The 23,428-nt window shown below is 46.1% G+C and carries 15 protein-coding genes; all 15 read left to right on the top strand.

Annotation, left to right across the window (positions count from 1 at the left end):
* The first annotated feature begins 156 nt into the window (after window positions 1-156).
* The 15 genes from nth to murD all read left to right on the top strand — a co-directional run bounded on the left by nth (window position 157) and on the right by murD (window position 23,412).
* Window positions 157-819, top strand: a complete 663-nt coding sequence (gene nth / locus BM210_RS04415) for an endonuclease III (protein ID WP_091164927.1) — start codon at window positions 157-159, stop codon at window positions 817-819.
* A gap of 40 nt (window positions 820-859) precedes the next feature.
* On the top strand, window positions 860-1,132 hold the full coding sequence (locus BM210_RS04410) for an NAD/NADP transhydrogenase alpha subunit (protein WP_091164926.1): 273 nt from the start codon (window positions 860-862) through the stop codon (window positions 1,130-1,132).
* 63 nt (window positions 1,133-1,195) lie between these two features.
* Window positions 1,196-4,888, top strand: a complete 3,693-nt coding sequence (locus tag BM210_RS04405) for a dynamin family protein (protein ID WP_091164925.1) — start codon at window positions 1,196-1,198, stop codon at window positions 4,886-4,888.
* Window positions 4,889-5,233: 345 nt separating this feature from the next.
* Window positions 5,234-7,081: an ABC transporter ATP-binding protein gene (locus tag BM210_RS04400; RefSeq protein ID WP_091164923.1), complete on the top strand. Its 1,848-nt coding sequence runs from the start codon at window positions 5,234-5,236 to the stop codon at window positions 7,079-7,081.
* A gap of 32 nt (window positions 7,082-7,113) precedes the next feature.
* On the top strand, window positions 7,114-8,922 hold the full coding sequence (locus BM210_RS04395) for an ABC transporter ATP-binding protein (protein ID WP_091166118.1): 1,809 nt from the start codon (window positions 7,114-7,116) through the stop codon (window positions 8,920-8,922).
* A gap of 229 nt (window positions 8,923-9,151) precedes the next feature.
* Window positions 9,152-10,234: a DUF4349 domain-containing protein gene (locus BM210_RS04390; RefSeq protein ID WP_091164921.1), complete on the top strand. Its 1,083-nt coding sequence runs from the start codon at window positions 9,152-9,154 to the stop codon at window positions 10,232-10,234.
* Window positions 10,235-10,345: 111 nt separating this feature from the next.
* Complete coding sequence (mraZ, locus tag BM210_RS04385; RefSeq protein ID WP_091164919.1) at window positions 10,346-10,783, top strand: division/cell wall cluster transcriptional repressor MraZ; 438 nt, start codon at window positions 10,346-10,348, stop codon at window positions 10,781-10,783.
* 135 nt (window positions 10,784-10,918) lie between these two features.
* Window positions 10,919-11,875 (top strand): 16S rRNA (cytosine(1402)-N(4))-methyltransferase RsmH, encoded by a 957-nt coding sequence (gene rsmH, locus BM210_RS04380; RefSeq protein WP_091164917.1) that lies wholly within the window; start codon window positions 10,919-10,921, stop codon window positions 11,873-11,875.
* Window positions 11,876-12,232: 357 nt separating this feature from the next.
* Window positions 12,233-12,670 (top strand): cell division protein FtsL, encoded by a 438-nt coding sequence (ftsL, locus tag BM210_RS04375; RefSeq protein WP_091164915.1) that lies wholly within the window; start codon window positions 12,233-12,235, stop codon window positions 12,668-12,670.
* 34 nt (window positions 12,671-12,704) lie between these two features.
* Window positions 12,705-15,059 carry a penicillin-binding transpeptidase domain-containing protein gene (locus BM210_RS04370; protein ID WP_091164913.1) on the top strand — a complete coding sequence of 785 codons (2,355 nt, stop codon included), beginning with the start codon at window positions 12,705-12,707 and terminating at the stop codon, window positions 15,057-15,059.
* Window positions 15,060-15,140: 81 nt separating this feature from the next.
* A complete protein-coding gene (locus BM210_RS04365) occupies window positions 15,141-17,078 on the top strand; it encodes a stage V sporulation protein D (protein ID WP_091164912.1) in 1,938 nt (645 codons plus the stop codon).
* Window positions 17,079-17,167: 89 nt separating this feature from the next.
* Window positions 17,168-18,667, top strand: a complete 1,500-nt coding sequence (locus BM210_RS04360; RefSeq protein ID WP_091164910.1) for a UDP-N-acetylmuramoyl-L-alanyl-D-glutamate--2,6-diaminopimelate ligase — start codon at window positions 17,168-17,170, stop codon at window positions 18,665-18,667.
* A complete protein-coding gene (murF, locus tag BM210_RS04355) occupies window positions 18,660-20,057 on the top strand; it encodes a UDP-N-acetylmuramoyl-tripeptide--D-alanyl-D-alanine ligase (RefSeq protein WP_091164909.1) in 1,398 nt (465 codons plus the stop codon). The genes BM210_RS04360 and murF overlap by 8 nt, the downstream gene beginning before the upstream one ends.
* A gap of 940 nt (window positions 20,058-20,997) precedes the next feature.
* Window positions 20,998-21,960 carry a phospho-N-acetylmuramoyl-pentapeptide-transferase gene (mraY, locus tag BM210_RS04350; protein ID WP_091164905.1) on the top strand — a complete coding sequence of 321 codons (963 nt, stop codon included), beginning with the start codon at window positions 20,998-21,000 and terminating at the stop codon, window positions 21,958-21,960.
* Window positions 21,961-21,963: 3 nt separating this feature from the next.
* Window positions 21,964-23,412, top strand: a complete 1,449-nt coding sequence (murD, locus tag BM210_RS04345; RefSeq protein WP_091164902.1) for a UDP-N-acetylmuramoyl-L-alanine--D-glutamate ligase — start codon at window positions 21,964-21,966, stop codon at window positions 23,410-23,412.
* Window positions 23,413-23,428 lie beyond the last annotated feature (16 nt).

Below are 23,428 nucleotides of genomic sequence, written 5' to 3'. Positions count from 1 at the left end.
CAAGCATCGACAAATAGCTATTCGATTAGACGGTTTTGTGAAAAAAATAAAAATTCGATAAATGTTCGGTTTTTATTGCTTATAAATATTGATTACTTTCTCAAGATTCGGTACACTACAATGTATATCATCAAACAAAGGACTGTTTGCCACTCCATGAACAAGAAGCAAGCCCGCAGCATACTTGATATTATGGCCAGTATGTTTCCGGATGCACATTGCGAGTTGAACCACACGAATGCATTTGAGCTTACGATTGCTGTACTGCTCTCAGCACAATGTACGGATGAGACCGTCAACAAAGTGACGGCTTCATTGTTTCAAAAGTACAAACGTCCGGAAGACTATGTGGCGGTTCCTCTGGATGAGTTGGAGCAGGATATACGTCGCATTGGGCTTTTTCGTAATAAGGCTAAGCATATCCAGGCACTGTGCAGAATGGTACTGGACAAATACGATGGTTTAATCCCAGAAAAGCATGAGCAGTTGGTTGAGCTGCCTGGTGTAGGTCGAAAAACAGCGAATGTGGTCGTATCCAATGCATTTGGTGTACCTGCTATCGCGGTCGATACCCATGTGGAGCGAGTATCGAAGCGTTTGGGAATGGCAAGTAAAGATGACACCGTGCTAGAAGTTGAAAAAAAACTGATGAAGTTAGTTCCCAAAGAGGAATGGACGGATACGCATCACAGGCTTATTTTTTTCGGACGCTATCACTGCAAGGCACAAAATCCTCAATGCAGCATATGTCCGCTATTGGATGTATGCCGTGAAGGAAAACAACGTATGAAAACAGTCAGTATTAGGAAATCTATATAAGTGAATCATGACCAAGCAACCAAATAAGGATGGGATTAATATGAAATGTATCTCTGTGTATACGAATGATTTTGAAGTGTTTTCTGATATTTATGAGGAAATCATTAATCTAAAGCTTGCCGATAATGAAGAAAAGCAAGTGGATGGCATTACGGTTATGGAGTCTGGCGAGGTACCTGATAATTACCTAGAGCGGATGAAAACAAAGCTTGAGGTTGTTGTGATGAAAGTTCGTGATAGAGATATTACGATTCTGCAGCATGGTAATTTGTTCGAAATTTTTATCCCGACTACTGAAAGTGTGGTACACTGAAAACCGAAGCCATTCGGTTTTTTTTGTTGTTTAGAAGGATATTTTGTATTGGGGAGATAGAGAATGAACAGCGGAGTTTTACTTGAAGCCAACATGGAAAGTGCGATCCGTACTCTGCTTGCGCAGGTGCAGCAGACGGATGATAAAGAAAATGGGAAGAAGCTGGAACAGCTTTTGCAAAAGATGGAGAGCGGGAGCTTGTATATAGCGTTTTGCGGACATTTTTCTGCAGGCAAGTCGAGTTTGATAAACAAGCTGTGCGGGCATCAGCTTCTGCCATCAAGCCCTATTCCGACCAGCGCGAATATAGTGAGAATCAGCAGTGGGGAATCTGGAGCCATTGTCGTTCATCACGTCGAGGAGGAGGAGCATAAAGCAAAGATCCAGAAGGTGCCGCTTACTGATCTTGCCGCTTACTGCCGCGATGGAGAAGCGATTGAAACGATAGAGCTGCGTTATCCGCTGCCCTTCTTAGGAGATCATGCATGTTTATTGGATACTCCAGGAATTGATTCTACAGATGATGCCCATCATTTGGCGACAGAGTCGGCTCTGCATCTGGCAGATGTAGTGTTCTATGTGATGGATTATAATCATGTACAATCTGAAATCAATTTTGCTTTTACAAAAAAAATGAAGGAGTGGGGAAAGCCACTCTATTTATTGATCAATCAAGTGGATAAGCATCGGGATCAGGAATTATCTTTTGCTGATTATCGGGCAGGTGTAGCCGAGGCTTTTGCCAATTGGCATATTCAGCCTGACGGTATTTTGTATACTTCGGTTAAGGTGCCTGACCATCCGTATAGTGAATGGGGGAAGCTCGACTGGCTCCTTGAACGACTGATCGAGCAGCATGCTTCATTATCAGCGCTCAGCCTGGAGAAATCCGCACAGCATCTGGCTAGAATGCATGCAGCCAAATTAGCGGAACGAAACGATACACTTAAGGAGCAGCTGCGGGCCCAATTAGCTGCTGATGAAGAGGTGGAGTCCGCCCAGCTGCAATGGACGGAAATCAGCGCAAGGGTAGCACATGCTGAAGCTAAGCCTGAGGAGCTGCGGACTGCATTACGTAAAGAAACGACTGTTGTTCTGGACAATGCCAATATTACACCAGCTGTAACCAGAGAACTGGCACAAGAATACCTGCAGAGTCGTAAGCCGGGTTTTAAGGTGGGATTGTTTGCAGGGGCTGCCAAGACGGCGAAGGAAGTGGAACGTCGCCTATTAGAGCTGCATCATGATTTTGCCGGTCAGCTAGCAACTCAGGTGGAGCGGCATTTACAGCAGGCGCTGTACAAGGGTATGGAGCAAGCGATGGAGATGTCAGGTGTCATAGTAAATGCAGATCTTATCAGGGAGACGGTAGAAACTCTTCATGTTCAGGTAGAGCCTGATTGGATTGCTTCACAGGTTAATCCGGCAGCAGGCTTCAGTGGTGAATATACATTGAATTATACGAAGCAGCTGGCTGCGGAAATGAAGCTGCTGTATCGTAAGCGAGCGTTCGAGCTGATCGATGAGCTCATGGGCAAGCTTGCAGCTTCGCTTGGGCCGCAGCTGCTGGCAATGCGCGAGCAGCTCGATGCGCTGAACGGCCGCTTAGGCAGCTTGCGCGAGCTCGAGCGGCTTGCCGCAGCCGAGGCGGCCTACGCGGAAGCGCTAGTCGCGTCGCTCGCGGCTGTGCACGCGCTTGCGCCAGCGCTGCCGGACCCAGCCGCCGCAGGCGAGGCCGCGCAAGGCGCAGCCGTGGCGCCGCAGGCCGCGGCTAGCGCCGCGTCGGGCGCGCGCGCAGCGCTGGCGGCCGTAGCTGCCGCCAGCGGCCGCGCTACGCGCGAGGGCGCCGCGCCGCTCGCGCAGGGCGGGCATCGCGCCCGCCTGCAGAGCGCAGCGCAGCGACTCACCGCCGGCGCGCAAGAGCTCGCGGGCTTGGCGCCGCTGCAAAGCATCAGCCGCTCCTTGCAGGAGAAGGCCGAGCGGCTGCAGCGCAACCGCTTCACGATTGCGCTGTTCGGCGCTTTCAGCGCCGGTAAATCCTCGTTCGCCAACGCACTAATTGGCGAACGCGTACTGCCGGTGTCGCCGAACCCAACTACGGCGGCCATCAACAAGATAATGCCGCCAGAGCCGGAGAACGGCTGGCCGCATGGAACAGCCAAGGTACGGATGAAAAGCCGCGACAGTCTCACGGACGATATCCGTTTCTCACTGGAGATGCTGGGCATCCATACGTCAAGCCTGCCCGAAAGCTTGTCGGCGATACGTGGATTATCGGCGGATCGTGTTTCAGCCAAAGGCAAGCCGCATTATACGTTTCTAAAGGCTGTTGAAAAGGGCTGGGAGGCTGTCGAGTCCGATCTGGGCAGCGAGCTGCGCGTAGATGCCGATCAGTTCGGCTTATATGCGGCAGATGAAAGCAAATCGTGTTTTGTTGAGCTGATAGAGCTATATTATTCCAATCCTCTAACCGATCAAGGTATCGTTCTGGTCGATACGCCAGGGGCGGATTCAATCAATGCCAGACATACGGGTGTTGCCTTTAATTATATTAAAAATGCAGATGCCATTCTTTTCGTTACTTATTATAACCATGCGTTTTCTCATGCCGACCGGGAATTTCTGCTGCAGCTCGGCCGGGTTAAGGATAGCTTTGAGCTGGATAAGATGTTTTTTATTGTAAATGCTGCAGATCTTGCATCCTCGGGAGAGGAGCTGGAGGGTGTGGTTACTCATGTATCTAACAATTTGCAGCAGCATGGTATACGTCACCCGCGGATTTATCCGATGTCCAGCTATTATGCTTTGGAAGGTAAGCTGGCTCAGGAGCAAGAAACGGTGCAGGCTTCTGGGATTGCAGCCTTTGAGCAGGACTTTGTCCGTTTCTCATTGGGGGAGCTGACTGATATTGCGATTCGTTCCGGTCAAGCCGATCTGAAACGGGCTGCCGATGTGCTTCAGCAATGGATTGTAAGCGCACAGAGTGATGAGCAGGCTCGTCAGACTCGTGCAGCTGCGATTCGTAAAGCATTAGACGCAGCGGATGCGAAGCTTCGAAATCAGGAAACTGAAGCCGAAGAGCGAGAACTGCACAAAGAGATTGAAGAGCTGCTGTATTACGTCAAGCAGCGCGCAACTTATCGCTTCGGCGAACTGTTCAATTTGGCCTTTAATCCCGCTGTTTTTCGTGAGGAGGGGCGGAATGTCTCGGCTATTGCCGGATCTGCATGGAATGATTTACAGCAGATGATCGCATTTGATCTTTCTCAGGAAGTATTGGCCATTACCTTACGGATTGAAAATGCGATTCATAACCGCGCTGCCAAAAGAAGACAGCAGTGGCTGCAAGGTCTGGGCCATGAGCTGGCAGCATTCCAGCCTTCCGATTATGAGGCACGACCATTCGAGACGCCACAGGGTGCAGAAGCATTCCGTGCAGAAAGCATACAGCACAAATGGATTGCCGGTTTTTATAAAAACGCGAAGCATTTCTTCGAGGGTGATGGCAAGCAGAATTTGCGAAAAGAGCTGGAGGCAGCAATTAACGCACCGCTTACAGCTTACATGTCAGGACAAACCACCTGGCTGTATGCCGCATATAGCGGGCAATTGAAAGCTTGGTACGAGGAATTAGCGGAACATATCCGTGAAGAGCTGCAGGAATATGCACAGGGTCAGCTGCTTGCTTTGGAAATGCCTGTTGATGTGGCTGCGCTGCAAAAAACACATAACCAGCTGACTGCTTTTTTTGAATAATTCACTAAAAAACTGACTCGCCAAATCGCGGCTGTTCGAAGAAGAACAGCTGCTTTTTGCTTATTTCGTGAAAGGGTTTACATATGGCGAAATTAGGTATTATTTGGGCGAGATAAGTGGATTGTTTCCCTATTTTGTGGGGATACGGGGGTTTTTCTCCGTATATAGACAATTATGAGAAAAGGGGGTGTTGCCGCTCCCCATGGATGGTGTTAAGATGCATAAAAAAGCAAACGCTTTCGATTGCAGGTCTGTTGTATCGATAGCCATTTTTACGAGGTAGTCGTTCGTGGGCTGCTTTGTTTAGAATGCCGTTTTGCAGCCGTACAACCTGAGGAGGGTAACATGGAAGTTTTCAAGCAGTTGAAGGAGTTTTATTGGTCGGAAAAGAGATTTTTGATTGCGTCAATTTTGTCACTTATGACAGCTACGGCGCTGGGGCTGGTTTACCCGAATTTGCTGCGGTATTTGATCGACAATGTGATCGGGAAGCAGCAATTTTCAGAGGTTCCTTATCTTTCTTTGATTGTAGTCGCTGTGATCACCTGTAAAGCGTTTTTTCAATTTATGCATGGTGTATTTAGCTCGAAGCTGGGGAACTACACTGCCTTTAATCTCAGGAATGCGTTGTACAAGAAGCTGCAATACTTATCCTTTCAATACTATGACAAAGCAAGAACGGGTGACCTGATGTCGCGGCTAACGGCGGATTTGCAGGCCGTGCGCGATTTTATCGGATTCGGATTTGTACAAATTTTAAATGTGGTGATGATGCTTACCTTTGGCTCCATTATGATGATGACAATCAATTGGAAGCTGACGCTGATTACGATGGTGTCGATGCCTTTTCTCGTATTTACGGCTATTCGTTTTGAGGGTAAAATCCATCCGGCGTTTCGTTCGGTACGTAAATCGATGAGCAATATGACAACATCGGTTCAAGAAAATATTACTGGTGTCCGTACGGTCAAGTCTTTTGCCAGAGAGCCTTATGAAATCGAAAAGTTTTCCGAACGTAACGAAGACTATAAGCTGAATAACGTGACGACCTCGGGTATTTGGGCTAAATACTTTCCACTAATGGAATTGTTTGCGAATTTAAGTGTAGTTATCCTGCTTGGTGTCGGTGGTTGGATGGTCATTAACAGCAGCCTCACCTTGGGAGAGCTTGCCGCTTTTTTCAGTTTGATGTGGTATATCATCGGTCCCATGTGGCAAATTGGGTTCCATATTAACAACTTTACCCAATCCAAGGCTGCTGGAGAACGGTTATTGGAAATTTTGCATCAATACGTGCATGTGAAGAACAAGGATAACGCCGTGTCGCTGCAAGCCGATCAGGTAAAGGGGCATGTGAAGTTTGATCATGTATCGTTTGCTTATACGGATCAACAGCCTGCATTGCGGGACTTTCAGGTCGATGCGCCAGCTGGCTCTGTCATAGGCTTGCTCGGCGGAACGGGTTCAGGCAAATCAACCGTCATTCAACTGCTGCTTAGAGCCTATAACGTCAAAGAAGGCTCCATTACGCTCGACGGCCGAGACATTAGGGATGTTACAATGGAAAGCTTGCGTGAGCATATGGCGATTGTATTCCAGGAAACGTTTCTATTCTCCTCCTCGATTCTGAACAATATTGCCTATGGGGTCAGAAATGTTTCCATGGAGCAGATTATCCAGGCATCACGACTGGCCAAAGCACATGACTTCATAATGGAGATGCCGCTCGGCTACGAAACCATTGTTGGTGAACGGGGGATGGGTCTTTCCGGTGGTCAGAAGCAGCGGATAGCGATTGCACGTGCGCTGCTCAAAAATCCCAAAATCCTGATTTTGGACGATGCAACAAGCGCTGTTGATATGGAAACCGAGCATGAGATTCAGCAGGGCTTTCAAGAACTGATGAAGGGGCGTACGACTTTTATTATCGCTCACCGCATTTCATCATTAAGGCATGCGGATGAAATTATTGTGCTCGATAAAGGCCAAATTGTACAAAGAGGTACACACAAGCAGCTTATGCAGCAGGAAGGACGTTATTTGGAAACGTATAAAATCCAGTTTGCTGATCAGCCGCAAGAGATAGTTCCAGATAGCATGATACTGGACAAAACGGCTCACCTTCACGAGGAGGCGCAAGGGGTTCGTCAGGCAGCCGCAACGGGTCAACATAATGGGGGGTATACGCATTGAGTCAAGAGGACAAATCAACAACCGGGAGCGGGATGGATACGCAAACAGGCCAACGCTTCGTTTATCAGGATGATGAGGTGCTGGATAAAGAGTTTGATTGGGGACAGGTCAAACGACTCGGCAAGTATCTGAAGCCTTACACGAAACAAATTCTTCCTGTTATTATCACGATGATGATTGTCGGAGCACTGACAAAGCTGTTTAATCCGCTCCTGATTGCTTACGCTATCGATAATGCGCTTCGTGAGGGAGGAGACGCCAGGCTGCTGTTTCAGTGCGTGGGCGGCATGCTTCTGCTCTATATCATCCAGTGGGCAGCCAATACGTACCGGATTCGGTTTACGAATCAGATTGGACAAAAGGTAATCTATGACTTGCGGCACGACTTGTTCAGTCATATCCAGAAGCTATCATTCAAGTTTTTCGATAAACGCCCGGCTGGTTCCATCCTCGTGCGAATAACGAACTATGTGAACTCCTTGCAGGATTTGTTCACGAATGGTGTCGTTAACCTTTTGATGGATTGTGTACAATTGGTCGGTATTATTTTCATCCTGCTGTATTTCAATATGAAACTGGGTGCGGCCATTATTGTTACTGTGCCCATCATGTTTTTCATTTCGACCAAGCTTAGGATTCATATTCGACGCGCATGGCAGGTGGTGCAATCCAAGCAGTCCCGGATCAATGCCCATTTGAATGAATGTATTCAAGGCATTAAGGTGACTCAAGCATTTTCGCAGGAAAAAGAGAATATGTCGTTTTTTAACCATATGAATTTAAGCAATCATAAATCGTGGGATCGGGCATCAACGCTTAATCAGTCATTTAATCCGATCATTGAAGTAACAGGAGCGATTGGCTATTGTATTTTGTTCTGGTTCGGGGCCTATTTGATTCAGTCGGAGGAAATTAGTGTCGGAATCATTGTTGCTTTTGCCACCTATATCGGATTTTTCTGGGAGCCCATCAATCGATTGGGACAGATGTATTCACAGATGCTGATCGCAATGGCATCCTCCGAGCGGATTTTCGAATTTATCGATGAAGAGCCCAACGTACCGGAAGCGCTGAATGCCAAAGAGCTGCCGAACGTTCGCGGGGATATTGAATTGAAGCAGGTCGAGTTTGAATATGAACCAGGCCGGAAAGCCTTGAAAGGCATTGATCTTAGTGTGAAAGCGGGACAATCAATAGCATTGGTAGGCCATACAGGCTCAGGCAAAAGCACTATTATCAATCTTTTATGCAGGTTTTATGACAGCACAAGTGGCAGTATTACTATTGATGGACACGATATTCGTGAAGTGACGGTTTCGAGCTTACGCTCGCAAGTGGGGATTGTGCTGCAGGATACATTTATTTTTTCGGGTACGATTCGCGATAATATACGTTTTGGCAAGCTGGATGCGACTGACGAAGAGGTCGAATTTGCAGCGAAGGCTGTTCGCGCCCATGATTTTATTGTCGATATGCCGCAGGGCTATGATACCGAGGTTCAAGAGCGTGGCAATATGCTTTCCATGGGTCAAAGACAGCTCATTTCATTTGCACGGGCCCTTCTTGCAGATCCACGCATACTTATTTTGGATGAAGCTACCGCTAGTATTGATACTGAAACCGAGCTGAAAATTCAGGAAGCACTTAAGACCCTGCTAGCCGGAAGAACCTCCTTTATTATCGCTCACCGTCTTTCAACCATTCGAAACGCAGACAATATTATTGTGTTGGACCATGGTGAGTTGATGGAGCAGGGAAATCATGACGATCTAATGAAGCAGCAGGGAATCTATTATGGATTAATTCAAGCGCAGTACCGTTTTCTAAAGGAAGTAGGATAAGATTTATGTTAGAAAGTAGGCAGCTTGAAGTGAACTGCTGTTGGATCGTTCATATTGTTCAAATGGAGGCCTGAGGGCCTCTTTTTGTTGGAGATCCCTATATTTCTTTGAATATCCAGCTGACTGCAACAATCCCACATTCTCCCACGTTTAGAAGATAACTAAGCTTTCGGCACTTCATGCGAAGTGGTGTTACTGTGATTCCAAAACAAATATGGGGGGAATCTGAATGGAACAAATTCAAGAAGCAAGTGTGATTAAGAGCTTGAAGAAGATGAGTACCAAGCGCTGGATTCTGGCTGCGCTTCTGGTCGTTCTGCTGACCGGTTGCTCGGCTGCCAGAGAGAAAGGCGATTCTACCGCTTCTGCTCCAATGGCTGCTGCTAGCACTCAGATGGAACAGAAATCAGATGCGAAGGCAGCTCTACCTGCTGGTGAAGCGGCAGCGCCTGCCATGGAGATGAACTCGCAACCAAAGGAAAAAGCGAGCGCACCTAAGCAAGCGGACAGCTTCAACGGAAACGCCTTAGGCGAAATGGCAGTTGAACGTAAAATTATTTATAAAGCGAATATTACGATGCAGGTCGACAAGTATGAGGAGGCACAGGCAAAGATCGAGTCCGCAGTGAGTCAGGCAGGCGGTTACATTTTGCAATTCAATGAAAACGAAAATAACTATGAAAAGAGCGGAATGTTCGTAATTAAGGTGCCAGCCAATGGTTTTCAATCCTTAATGAAGCAGTTAGAAACGATTAATCCGTCTGCCAAGAAAAATATGCAGGGACAGGATGTCTCTGAGGAATTCGTAGATCTTACCTCCAGATTAAAGGCCAAACAAGTGGTAGAAAGCCGATTGATCGCATTTATGGAAAAGGCATCAAAAACCGACGAGTTATTGGCATTTTCCAATGAGTTGGGAAAGGTTCAGGAAGAAATCGAACGCATTAAGGGTCGGATGAGATACTTAGAGCAAAATGTATCGTACTCAACGATCGAAGTCAGACTTGCCCAGAAGATGGGATCAGTCGCTGTTATTCAGGCGAATGACCGAGGTCCATTGTTCCAACGAATAGCTTCCGCATTAAATGAAAGTGCTGTCGTTCTCACGGTTGTTTTTGAATGGCTAATTGTTGCTGCAGCCGCGGTGCTGCCTGTTGCTCTTGTACTCTTTCTGATCCTTCTGCCGATTGTCCTTGTCAGACGTTCCAGAAAGAAAAAAATGATGGAAATACGTAAAAAGCTGATTGAAGAAAATGGTGAAGCGCAACCAAATGAGGCGTCGGATAGCTTTGTAGAGGAAAAAGATAAATAAAATATTTGTATTGAAATCCTGCTCATTAGCAGGATTTTTATTTTTTCTAGAGAATTAAACTATACAAAGTGGTGGAAAGTGGGGTAAAGTGGTAAAAAGGGGTGAAGGTATATGTTCATGGGCGAATTTCAGCACAGCATCGATGAAAAAGGCCGTATCATTGTGCCAGCTAAATTTCGCGAATCCCTTGGAACAACCTTCATTGTCACTCGAGGCTTAGATCAATGCTTATTTGTATACCCTATGGAAGAATGGGTGGTGCTTGAGCAAAAGCTGAAAGCTTTATCACTCATGAAGTCAGATGCCCGTGCCTTTAGTCGGTTCTTTTTCTCCGGAGCCGGGGAATGTGAATTGGATAAGCAGGGCAGGATTAATTTACCAAATAACCTTGTTGAATATGCGAAATTGGATAAAGATTGCGTCGTTATCGGTGTTTCCAATCGTGTTGAGATTTGGAGCAAGCCAATATGGGTAAACTATTTCCAGCAATCGAACGATTCCTTCAACGAAATAGCCGAAAAGCTTGTTGATTTTAACTTCGATCTCTAGCCATTGTAAACAAATCAACTTACGAAGTCAGTTTTGCTACGCAAAACTCAACAGTGTTTACGAAGTTTTGTTAAATAGAACTTAGTAACACTTATGAAGCCAGTTTTGCTAAGCAAAACTCCTAGGAGGATAACGATGTTTCATCATATTACTGTATTGAAGCAAGAAGCTGTAGAAGGATTGGAAATTAAGCCAGATGGTGTTTACGTGGATTGCACACTTGGTGGAGCGGGGCATAGCTACGAAATCGCTTCCCGTTTAAGCAGTCAAGGTCTATTGATTGCTTTTGATCAAGATGATGCAGCTTTGGCCCATGCTGAGGAAAGACTAGCTACCCTGATGGATAGGGTCAAGCTGGTACGAAGCAACTTTCGTTTTTTGGAGGAACAGCTGAAACAGATACCGCAAGTTATGAAGAGCGGTCAACCGCAGGTGGATGGGATTTTGTTCGATCTGGGTGTTTCCTCTCCACAGCTGGATGAAGCTGAACGGGGCTTCAGCTATAACCATGATGCTGAACTGGATATGCGAATGGATCGCACTGCGAAATTAACGGCAAGAGAGATTGTTAATGACTGGCCAGAGCAAGAAATTGTACGTATTTTATTTGAATACGGGGAAGAAAAATTCGCCAAACGTATTGCTGGCAAGATCGTGGCGGCACGCGCTAAAGGTTCCATTGAATCGACGGGTCAGCTTGTCGAGCTTATTAAGGAAGGTATTCCTGCTGCCGCACGACGCAATGGTCCACACCCAGCCAAACGTAGTTTCCAGGCTTTACGAATAGCAGTTAACGATGAATTAGGTGTGTTCGAAGAAGCGTTGGAGCAATCAATCCGCTGTTTGTCTCCTGGAGGTAGAGTGGCAGTCATCACTTTCCATTCCCTGGAAGATCGTATTTGCAAACAAACCTTTGCCAAATATGTCGAGCGTTGCACATGTCCAGGCGATTTTCCAATATGTGTGTGTGGCACCAAAGGTATAGTTAAACTCGTTAACCGTAAGCCCATAGAAGCTGGTGAAGAGGAGCTGGATGCTAATTCCAGAGCGCGCTCAGCTAAGCTGAGAATCGCTGAAAAGCTGCATATTTAAGTTTCTTTTTTAGCTAGAGATCTCACATAAAAGCTTCCGCTACGATACGGATTGATCTTCGTCGAATGGGCTCCATTCTGGGGCTTTTCTTAAGAGGTAAGAATTTATATTTTTCAGCGGAGCTGAACCATTCTTATCTCTTGCAAGAAAAGCTTCTTCATAGATATGGATGTTTCTTCAACGATGGTGCTCCGTATAGGAGCTTTTCTTATCATATCAGAATTCATATGTTTTAGTATTACTGAACATTCATATATTTCAAGATAACCTACATATGGATCGTAGTTGCTCTCCGCTGAAAAACCTCGCTAGAGGTTTCTTATACAATACTTAATTAGTGAAGGAGGAAATATCTCAATGCCTGCATACATGCACGGAAGTTCGGCAACTCAGCCACGTCCCGCTCAGAAAGAAAAGGTTACAGTCAAGGAAACGAAGAGGGTCGTTTACCGGAATAGGTCACTCCCGGTTCAGGAGAAGCTGCTCTATTTATTTACGGTGCTCGTTTGCGTATCAGTGGCCAGCTTGATTATTTGGCGCTATGCCCAAATCTATGAAATGAACACGAAGATTTTGAAATTTGAGACCGATATTCAAATGCTGCAGGCGGAGAACAGTGTGTTAAAGCATAAAGTAGAAGCCTTATCGAGTCCTGATCGCCTAAGAACAGAAGCAAACAAAGTTGGCTTGGGTCCACCTGAGGACAAGCAAATCAGCAAAGTGTCCCTAAAAGATCCAAAAGTCCCTTCTAGTGCGACGGCAGTAAATCAAAAAACGACAGAAATCGCCCCTTAATCATCTGCTATATGAATGGGAGAGAGGAGTCGAAATGACAAAAAAAGTAAAGCTTAGATCATTACTCATTGGAGGGTTGTTTACCCTCTTTTTTGTTGCAATAGTAGGCAGACTTTACTGGGTTCAGGTTGTGCAGGGGGCTAGTTTACTGTCATCCGCACAAGAGAGATGGGCCAAAGAAGATGTGCTCCGCCCTGTCAGAGGGATGATTGTCGATCGTAATGACAAGGTGCTTGCAGAGGATTCCCCTGCTTATACACTAGCGCTAAACCCGGTTATCATTCAAGACAATCATTTGGAGCAGGATGTCGTTAAAGGCTTGGCTGAGATCTTAAAAACTTCTGATGATCCCGCTTCAATTTCTGCTTTAGAAGAAAAAATCCGGACACTGCTTAATAAAAAAAAGAGTAGCGATAACAAGACACTGCTGTCACAGGTAGAAATACACAATGAAGGCTGGAAAATTGATACAGAGGTCGCTGACAAGGTCAAGAGTTTCGTAGATATGCTCAAGAAAAAGGCGAATGTTAAAAATGCTGGAATCTACCTTCAAAAGGAACAAAAACGGTTTTATCCTGGAGGCAAGCTTGCCTCGCATGTACTCGGTTATACAGATAAAGAGGGTAGAGCGCTAACAGGTCTGGAATCCCGTTTTGACAGTTTTCTTAAAGGTATTCCCGGAAATAGAAGCTATGAAAAGGATAGAACCGGAGTCGAGCTTCCAGATGCTAAGGTTAACTATCAACCTGCAGTGGATGGCAGCATTGTTAGATTGACGATCGACAAAAATATTCAATTCTACATTGAAAGCGCACTGGAAAAGGTGAATGCCAAGTATAACCCTAAAAGTTTGACTGCAATAGCGGTTGACCCGAACACGATGGAAATACTGGGGATGGCGAGCACCCCAAATTTCAACCCTAACAAGTATTGGGATTATAAAAATCAGAGTGACTTTATTAATAATACGGTTGCCTCCCAGTATGAGCCAGGCTCGACCTTCAAGATTGTCACGCTAGCTGCAGCCGTTGAGGAAAACTTGTTCTTTCCCGAAGATAAGTATCAGTCGGGGGCTATTCAAGTGCCAGGGCGGACCCTACATGACCATAATATTGTTGGATGGGGCCCAATTTCATATCTGGATGGATTAAAGCGCTCAAGTAATGTTGCTTTTGTTAAGCTTGGCTATGAGAAGCTGGGTCAGGACAAGCTTAAGAAATATATCGAAAAATTTGGTTTTGGAGCTAAAACAGGGATTGATTTACCAGGGGAGATTCCTGGTATTGTAGCGATGAAATATCCATCTGATTATGCAACGGCTACTTATGGGCAAGGACGTATAACGACTACTGCGATACAGCAAACTTCAGCGTATGCTGCGATTGCCAATGGCGGTAAGCTGATGGTACCTCATGTAGTCAAAGATATCTTGAACCCTAAGAGCAAGGAAGTTATTCAAACCTTTGAGCCGGAAGTGATTCGACAGGTCGTATCCGAGCGGACTGCCAAGCAGGTAACCGAGTACTTGGAACAAGTAGTTAGCGATCAAGCCATTGGAACAGGACGTAATGCTTATATCGAAGGATATCGCGTTGCTGGAAAAACAGGAACAGCCAACAAAGTTGAGCCAGGTGGTAAAGGTTACGCGGACGGCAAATGGGTTGTATCTTTTATTGGCTATGCGCCAGTTGAAAATCCCAAAATTTTAGTGACGATAATCGCGGATGAACCGGATCTGGGTGGAGACTATCATCGTGGTAGTGAGGTGGCGCCTCCGGCATTTAAAGAAATTGTGTCGCAAACCCTGCGTTATATGGGCGTGCCATCCAATACACAACAAATGAAAACAGCGGAGAAGGCAGATGAAATGTTGATGCCTGATCTAACGGGCCAAACTGTTGAGAAATCCAAAAATGTGATGAATAAATTTGGTGTTATCGTTGAAACCATTGGAAAAGGTAGTAAAGTTATCGCACAGTCGCCAGCGGTCGGGACCGATATCAGCTCTGACCAACGAATTTATGTGGTGCTTCAAGAAAGCGGTGATCTGCCAATCCCGGATATGACAGGCAAATCATTACGGGACGCCATGGAAGTATGCACATTCATTAAAATAAAATGTCAATCTGTAGGGGAAGGGTATGTTGCATCCCAATCTTTAACTGGTGATAGTGATGTCAGACAGCTCATTTTACAGCTTAAGCCATACAGTGAGCTGCTGCAGGGGCCGACTTCTGATGCACAAGTTCCTCCAGCAACAACGCCTTCTCCACCAGCGAAGACAGATAAGAAGGAAACAGCTGTCAAACCGAATAGTCCCATAAAAACCGCAGAATCGACCAAAGTCAATGAAGCTTCTGCCAAAAAAACCGACCCTCCGGCAAGGTAGGCTTGTTCTAACCACTGTTTGTCCTGAATAGTCTGGAAATGAAGCAGTCCCAGATTCAGTTCAGGAGGGGAACGGACAGTCATGAAAGCAACTCAAACTAAGGTTCGACGTCGACTATTTATTGCACTTATTATCGGTACTTTTTTGTTTATTGCATTAATCATAAGGCTTGGTTTTGTCCAAATATGGTTAGGGCCGGAGCTATCAGAAAAAGCTGAAGACTCATGGCGCCGCAATATTCCTTTTGCAGCCAAACGTGGTGAGATTCTGGACCGGAACGGGATTCAGCTTGCCTACAATATTAGTTCACCAACGGTAATGGCCATTCCAGCACAGGTCAAAGATGCCAAGTCGGTAGCAGCTCAGCTGGCTTCCATGCTTCAGCTGAATGAGGAAGCGCTGCTTAAGCAGATTACACAGAGGCAGTTAATCGTTCGTATTCAACCCGGTGGCCGGAAGATAACCCAGGAAAAAGCCCAGGAAATTCGTTCTCTAAATCTTCCTGGCATCGTGGTTGCGGAGGACAATAAAAGGTACTATCCTTTTGGGGGGCTTGCTGCTCACATTCTTGGGTTTACTGGTATTGATAATCAAGGACTTACGGGCATAGAATTAAAGTATGATAAGCCTTTGACAGGCTTGGGTGGAAGTGTCTCCTTTTTGGCAGATGCGGCAGGAAGGCAAATGCCGAATTCAACAGACGCTTATGTGAAACCGCGTGATGGGATGAACCTGCAGCTGACGGTGGATAGTCATATTCAGTCCATATTGGAACGCGAGCTTGATCAAGCGATGGTGAAATATCAGGCTGAGCACGCGATTGCTATCGTCATGGATCCTAATAACGGTGAAATCCTTGCGATGGGAGGAAGACCTGGTTATGATCCCGGCAACTTTCGTGACTTCCCCAAAGAGAGCTATGACCGTAATTTACCGATTTGGATGACATATGAGCCAGGCTCGACATTCAAAATTATTACATTAGCAGCTGCATTAGAAGAGAAAAAGGTTAAGCTTACTGATGCTTTTTATGATCCTGGCTATATTGAGGTTGCTGGTGCCAGATTGCGATGCTGGAAACGTGGCGGTCATGGAAGCGAGACCTTCCTACAGGTAGTCGAAAACTCCTGTAACCCTGGTTTTGTCGTAATGGGCCAGAGGCTCGGTAAAGAGAAGCTGTTCGATTATATTACTAGGTTTGGCTTTGGTACCAAAACCGGGATTGACCTCGGCGGCGAAGAGAATGGCATTATGTTCAAAATGTCGCGTGTCGGCCCTGTCGAACTAGCTACTACAGCATTTGGTCAAGGTGTGTCGGTAACGCCGATTCAACAGATTACAGCGGTTTCGGCAGCGATCAACGGGGGTAAGCTTTACAAGCCATTTGTAGCAAGGGGCTGGTATCAGCCGGGCAGCAACCAAATGATCGATAAGGTACAACCGGAGCTGGTCAGGCAAGTTATATCGGAGGCAACCTCCAAGCAAGTTAGAGAAACACTGGAAAGCGTCGTTGCGAACGGAACCGGTCGCAATGCATTTATTGAAGGTTATCGGGTTGGCGGAAAAACTGGAACGGCTCAAAAAGTCGTGAATGGTCGCTATTCCCCTACAGATCATATCGTATCTTTTATTGGCTTTGCACCTGCTGATGATCCCAAAATTGTTGTCTATACCGCTGTGGATAATCCGCAAGGGCTTCAGTTCGGAGGCTTGATTGTTGCTCCTATTGTCAAAAGTATTATGGAGGATACTCTTCGTTATATGCAGGTACCCGAGCGGAAGGACCAGTTGGAAAAGAAATACGTTTATGGGGACACCCGTATGGTGGAGGTTCCAAATGTGATCGGCATGAGCATTACAGATATTTATGAAAATCTGAATTCGAACTTCCTGCTCGCTAAGTCAGGTGTTGGCTCCTATGTTGTCAATCAGGTTCCTAAAGCAGGTGCCAAGCTGGAGCAAGGCTCGACAATCCGCATATATTTATCGGAAACGGCACCTCCTCCTCAAGTGGAATAATTAAATAACGACAATTTAAAAAAGAGGCTTTTCAGCAGCACTTTTTTTGTCCATAATAGATACCATGTGTAAAAAATGGAGGGAAGCTCATGCAGCTGAATGAATTGGCTTCGCAGCTTGCGGTTAGCCGTATTGAAGGCAATGGCCATATAGAAATCACAGGCATTGAAATTGACTCCAGAAAAGTCAAAAAAGGCGATTTGTTTGTTTGCATATCTGCCAAAAATGGGATCGAAGATCGGCATCTTTATGTAGAGCAGGCAGTTAGCAATGGTGCGGTTGCTTTAGTAGTCGAACATGATGTGGATAGCACAGTCCCAAAACTCTTTGTTAAAGATACATGGTCCGCATTAGCGGAGATTTCCTGCCATCTATACGGCTATCCCAGTAAGGAGCTTAAGCTGATCGGCATTACCGGAACGAATGGTAAAACGACAACAACCTATCTGCTTGAAAAGCTTCTAAGTAGCCAAGGCCATGTAACAGGATTGATGGGTAACATTGAAATAAAAATTGGTTCTGATTATATAACCAATCATGGGTCAAACACGCAGGAATCGTTCGATTTGCAGCGTTATTTACGTCTAATGGCTGATGCTGGCACCGATTACTGCATGATGGAAGTTTCCTCTCATGGTCTAGATATGGGAAGAGTGAAGGGATGCAGCTTTCGTACAGCGATTTTCACAAATTTAACCCAGGACCATCTGGATTATCATGGTTCGATGGAAGCCTATAAAGCGGCTAAGGGATTGCTCTTTGCCCGTCTTGGCAACGACTACTCACCTCTTCCACAGGACCAGCGGTATGCGGTGCTTAATGCAGATGATTCTGCGTCAGAGGATTACGCCAAGCTGACTTCGGCACAGGTGGTTACTTATGGAATCCATAGTATAGCGGATGTTCGAGCGGAAGATATCCAAATTACTTCACAAGGTACGGCTTTCACCTGTGTGACATTTAGGGGTACGATTCCTATTCAAACCCAGCTGATTGGTGAGTTTAATGTGTACAATACTTTAGCAGCTGTTACGGCAGCTTTGCTTGAGGGAGTTTCTTTGGAAGCGATTAGTCAGCGTTTGAAATCAAACACGGTTGTAGAAGGACGAATGGAGGTGGTTGACGCTGGACAGGACTTCCTCGTACTTGTCGATTACGCCCATACTCCTGACGGTTTGGAAAAAGCACTATCTACCATTTCGCAATTTGTTGAGGGTCACATCCATTGCGTCTTCGGCTGCGGCGGTGATCGTGACCGTCTAAAACGGCCTATTATGGGCAAGGTCGCTGCCCGCTATAGTGATTATTTATATGTTACCTCTGATAACCCACGCAAGGAGGATCCTCAGAGCATTTTACTGGATATCGTACCGGGGCTTGTGGAAGTTGATTTTCCTGCTGAACGCTATCAGCTTATCGCTGACCGTAGGGCTGCTATTCAGCTGGCAATTGCTAATGCCGTTCATGGAGATGTCGTATTGATAGCGGGTAAGGGTCATGAAACCTATCAGGATATAAACGGGATCAAGCATGATTTTGATGATCGTTTGGTTGCCAAAGAAGCGATAAGGGGACGAAACCATGATTAAACGTTCATACTCCCAGATCGCTGAGATGTGCAAGGGAATTGCCCAAAGCGACGTCAACATTACTGATTTGCAGATTAGCGGCATTTCCAAAGATACCCGTTCGATTCAGGCGGGGAATCTTTATGTACCCTTGATTGGTGAAGCTTTTGACGGACATCAATTTGTTGAGGATGCTATAGCCAAAGGAGCAGTAGCATCGTTATGGCAAAATGATCATGAGCATCCTCCAGCAGGCATTCCATTGATTTTTGTCGATGATACCTTAATTGCTCTGCAAACGCTGGCTAAATCCTATCTTTCACAGTTGAATGTGCGAATTGTGGGAATTACTGGAAGTAATGGAAAGACAACAACTAAGGATATGACAGCAGCTGTTTTGGCTACTACGTATAAGGTGCACAAAACAATTGGTAATTATAACAATCATATCGGCTTGCCCTTCACGCTGCTTCAATTAGAGGAAGATACTGAGATAGTTGTGCTTGAAATGGGGATGAGCGGTCGAGGAGAAATCCGCTTCTTATCTGAGCTTGCCGAACCTGAAATTGCTATTATTACGAATGTCGGCGAAGCTCATTTACTGCAGCTTGGAACGAGAGAAGAAATCGCGAGAGCGAAGACGGAAATTGTAGCAGGTCTGCAGAAAGGCGGCACGCTAATATATAACGGTGATAATCCACTGATACAAGCGGTTTTACCTGAATGGGAACAACATCATGAGGGAGAACAAGGGCTTGGCTTCAATACGGTCACCTTCGGAGCCCGGCAAGAAAATGACTTTACGCCTGCGGAGGTACGAATGGATGCGGCGGGAACTCATTTTCAACTCAGCGGGTTAGACATCGAATTCTACATTCCAGTGTTGGGATCTCATAATGTGATCAATGCGCTTGCTGCAATAGCAGTTGGTATGTACTTTGATATCTCACATCCAATTATAGCTGAAGGCTTGCAAGCAAGCGTAATGACAGGAATGCGTATTGAACTTACGAAAACTCCGATGGGACTGACTGTTTTAAATGATGCTTACAATGCAAGTCCGTCTTCGATGAAGGCGGCTCTTCATTTACTGGAAGAGCTTCAGGGCTACCATAGGAAAATCATTGTATTGGGCGACATGCTTGAGCTTGGTGAACGCGAGGTTGAATTTCATCGAGAAATTGGTCAGATGTTAGACCCCAACAAAATTGATCGCATCTATACGTACGGGAAATTGTCGAAGCACATAGCCGAGCAAGCTGCTCTTATTTATGAACCCGACTGTGTAACGCATTTTGATGATAAAAGCCAGCTCGCGCAGGCCATCGCAAACTACGCCACACCAAACGATGTCGTGCTTGTCAAAGGTTCTAGGGGAATGAAGCTGGAGGAGATTTTGGTTCTGCTATAGGCTCAACCCTCCCAAACCAGCGTTTAACCCTCCCAAACCCTCCCTTGAAGGGAGGGCTCCAAAGGGCTTGGCCCTCTGGACTCCCCTGGATCGGACGCGGCCTGTGGTGATCTCGGGTCGCTTTTGTCCCTGCGGGACACGCTTGGAATGGGATGTAGGGTTCGATGATAGACAGACTTCGGAGTTCTCGGATCGCTTTCGTCCCTAAGGGACACGCTTGGAATGGGATTTAAGGTTCGATTGGGCGTTTGGGTTTGGATCATCTTGGAAAGCCCGGACGCGTTTGAAAATGGTTGAATAAGTAGTTAGTGAGCATTAGGTGGGTATAAACGATTTCGTTCCTACGGAATACGCTTTACATTGGTCAATAAACATAGTACTCTTCTAAAGGCACATATGAACAAAGATTATCACAGCCTAGAGCTTTAAGAACAAGGATAACTCCAATAGTTAAGCGTGTCCCGAAGGGACGAAAGCGATAAGAATACAACATAGGTTGCAAACGAGCAAGCGAACTCGCCCCAATAGTCAAGCGTGTTCCACAGGAACAAAGCGGCCCGAGAACGGCAAAGTTCGCACACGACCAGGGAGTCCAGAGGGCAAGGCCCTTTGGAGCCCTCCCTGTAGGGAGGGTTTGGGAGGGTAAGCCCCCAAGAGTCAAGCGTGTTCCATAGGAACAAAGCGGCCCGAGAATGTGAAATCCGCACACGTACCAGGGAGTCCAGAGGGCAAGGCCCTTTGGAGCCCTCCCTGTAGGGAGGGTTTGGGAGGGTAAGCCCCCATGCGGCAGCAAAAAAAGTGAGTTCAAAGAGCGATAGCTCTATGTTTTCAGATAGTGAGTTCAAAGAGAGACAACTCTATGTATTATTAAGAAAAAAGGTGTCCAGAGGGCAAAGCCCTATGGAGCCCTCCGCAAGGAGGGTGGGAAGGAGTAATAGTTGTGGATTTTAACGTGGTCATGATTACATTGGGGGCATCTTTTTTACTTGCCGTCATTTTAGGACCATTATGCATACCTTTATTAAAGAGGTTGAAGTTTGGTCAGCAAATTCGGACGGATGGTCCTCAGGGGCATCTGAAAAAAGCCGGGACACCAACAATGGGCGGCATTATTATTTTGCTGGCGCTCTCGTTAGCTGTTTTGCGTTTTGCTGACACCAGCCCGGAGATGGTCATCCTGCTGGTCGCCACGTTAGGGTATGGATTGGTTGGTTTTATGGACGACTATATAAAAATTATTTTGAAGCGTTCGTTAGGGCTGACTGCTAGACAAAAGCTGCTTGGACAACTGATTGTATCGGTAATTGTCTGTATTCTGCTTTACCAAATGGGGTTCAGCACTGATGTTCGAATTCCATTTCTTCATTATACCATCTCCATGGGCTGGCTCTACTTTCCATTTGTGGCCGTGATGATGCTGGGAACATCCAATGCAGTGAATTTCACCGATGGTTTGGATGGGCTTCTTGCTGGAACAAGCGCTGTGGCATTTGGTGCTTATGCAATTATAGCGATGAATAGTACTCTGCCTGATGTAGCGATTTTTTGCGCTGCTATGGTTGGAGCGGTATTGGGTTTCCTAGTATTCAATACCCATCCGGCAAAAGTATTCATGGGGGATTCCGGGTCACTTGGCATCGGTGGTGGATTAGCGCTTGTGGCTGTGCTGACAAAATCGGAAATTTTGTTGATTGTAGTCGGCGGTGTATTTGTAGTGGAGGTGCTGTCCGTAATCATTCAAGTCGTTTCTTTTAAAACAAGAGGGAAACGCGTATTCAAAATGAGCCCGATTCATCACCATTTTGAACTGGTTGGCTGGTCGGAGTGGCGGGTGGTCGTTACATTTTGGACAGTTGGCATTGTATTGGCGGCAATTGGACTTTATATAAATGAGGTGTTGTAGCAAATGAAGCATCCGCAGGCATATCGTAATCAGCAGGTAGTAATTCTTGGCTTGGCGCTAAGCGGCGTGGCTGTTGCCAAGCTGTTTCATGAGCTTGGCGCTATCGTAACTGTTAATGATAAAAAAGAGCGTGACCAGTGCCCTGAGGCCGATGAATTAACGGCTCTGGGTATTTCTGTTATTTGTGGAGGTCACCCCGATTCCTTAGTCCATAAAGATGTGAAGCTGATTGTTAAAAATCCAGGTATTCCTTATACGATTGAACCTATAAGAAAAGCTGAGCAGCTTGGAATCGAAGTTGTTACCGAGGTTGAGGTTGCCAATCAGGTATGTACCGCACCTATGGTATGTATTACTGGCTCTAACGGTAAAACGACGACTACGACCTGGATCGGTCTGATGCTGGAGAAAGCGGGTTTGAAGCCGATAGTAGCAGGCAATATCGGGCGTGCATTGACTGAAGCCGCACTTGAGGCAGGACCGGATAACCACATGGTCGTGGAGCTAAGCAGCTTTCAATTAAAAGGTACCCAGGATTTCCATCCGAGGATCGCTTGTTTATTGAATGTGTACGAGACACATCTCGACTATCATGGCTCGCTGGATGATTATATTGCATCCAAAGCCAAACTATTTGCTAATCAGACCTCAGAGGATACGGCTATACTGAATTGGGATAATCCGACGTGCCGCCGATTGATTGGTGAAGTTAAGGCTTCCGTGCTGCCATTTTCCATAAAAGAGCAGCTGGAATATGGCGTTTATGTACAGACATGGCCTTCTGGTGAAATAGCAGGGACGAGTCTGCAATCAACATCGACGGAAATTGGGGACAAGCATATCGTATATCGGGATCGGAATGGAATTGTTCACCCGATTATAGCGGTGAAGGATATTGGCATTCCAGCAAGCTTTAATGTGGAAAATGCCCTTGCCGCCTCATGCGCTGCATTGACACTCGGTGTGCCGTTTGCTGTTATTGAAGGTGAGCTTAGGGATTTTCGCGGTGTGGAGCATCGTCTGGAGTATGTTGCGACCTACAATGAAGTGCAGTATTATAACAATTCGAAGGCGACGAATGCCACAGCTACGATCGCAACCATTGAATCCTTTGAGCAAGACGTCATTCTAATTGCTGGTGGGTTGGATAGGGGCTCTGATTATATGGAGCTGCTTCCGGTTTTTCAGGATCGAGTTAAAGGATTGGTAGCAATCGGGGAAACGAAGTATAAAATTGTGGAGATTGCCAAAATGGCAGGCATGAGCAAGATAAAAATAGTCGATACTGACAAGCAAGCGAAGGACACTATAGCAGAAGCCGTACGTGAGGCTGCTGCCATGGCGAAGCCAGGAGATGTGGTGCTGTTATCACCGGCATGTGCTAGCTGGGACATGTTTACTTCCTATGAAGAGCGAGGAAGCATGTTTAAGCAGTCTGTGCATACCCTGTAAAGTAGGGTGGTATACA

Source organism: Paenibacillus sp. 1_12, assembly GCF_900114475.1.
In the GTDB taxonomy this organism is placed as follows: Bacteria; Bacillota; Bacilli; order Paenibacillales; family NBRC-103111; genus Paenibacillus_S.
Note: the sequence above shows the minus strand (reverse complement) of the source record. Positions and strands in the feature narration are given on the sequence as shown.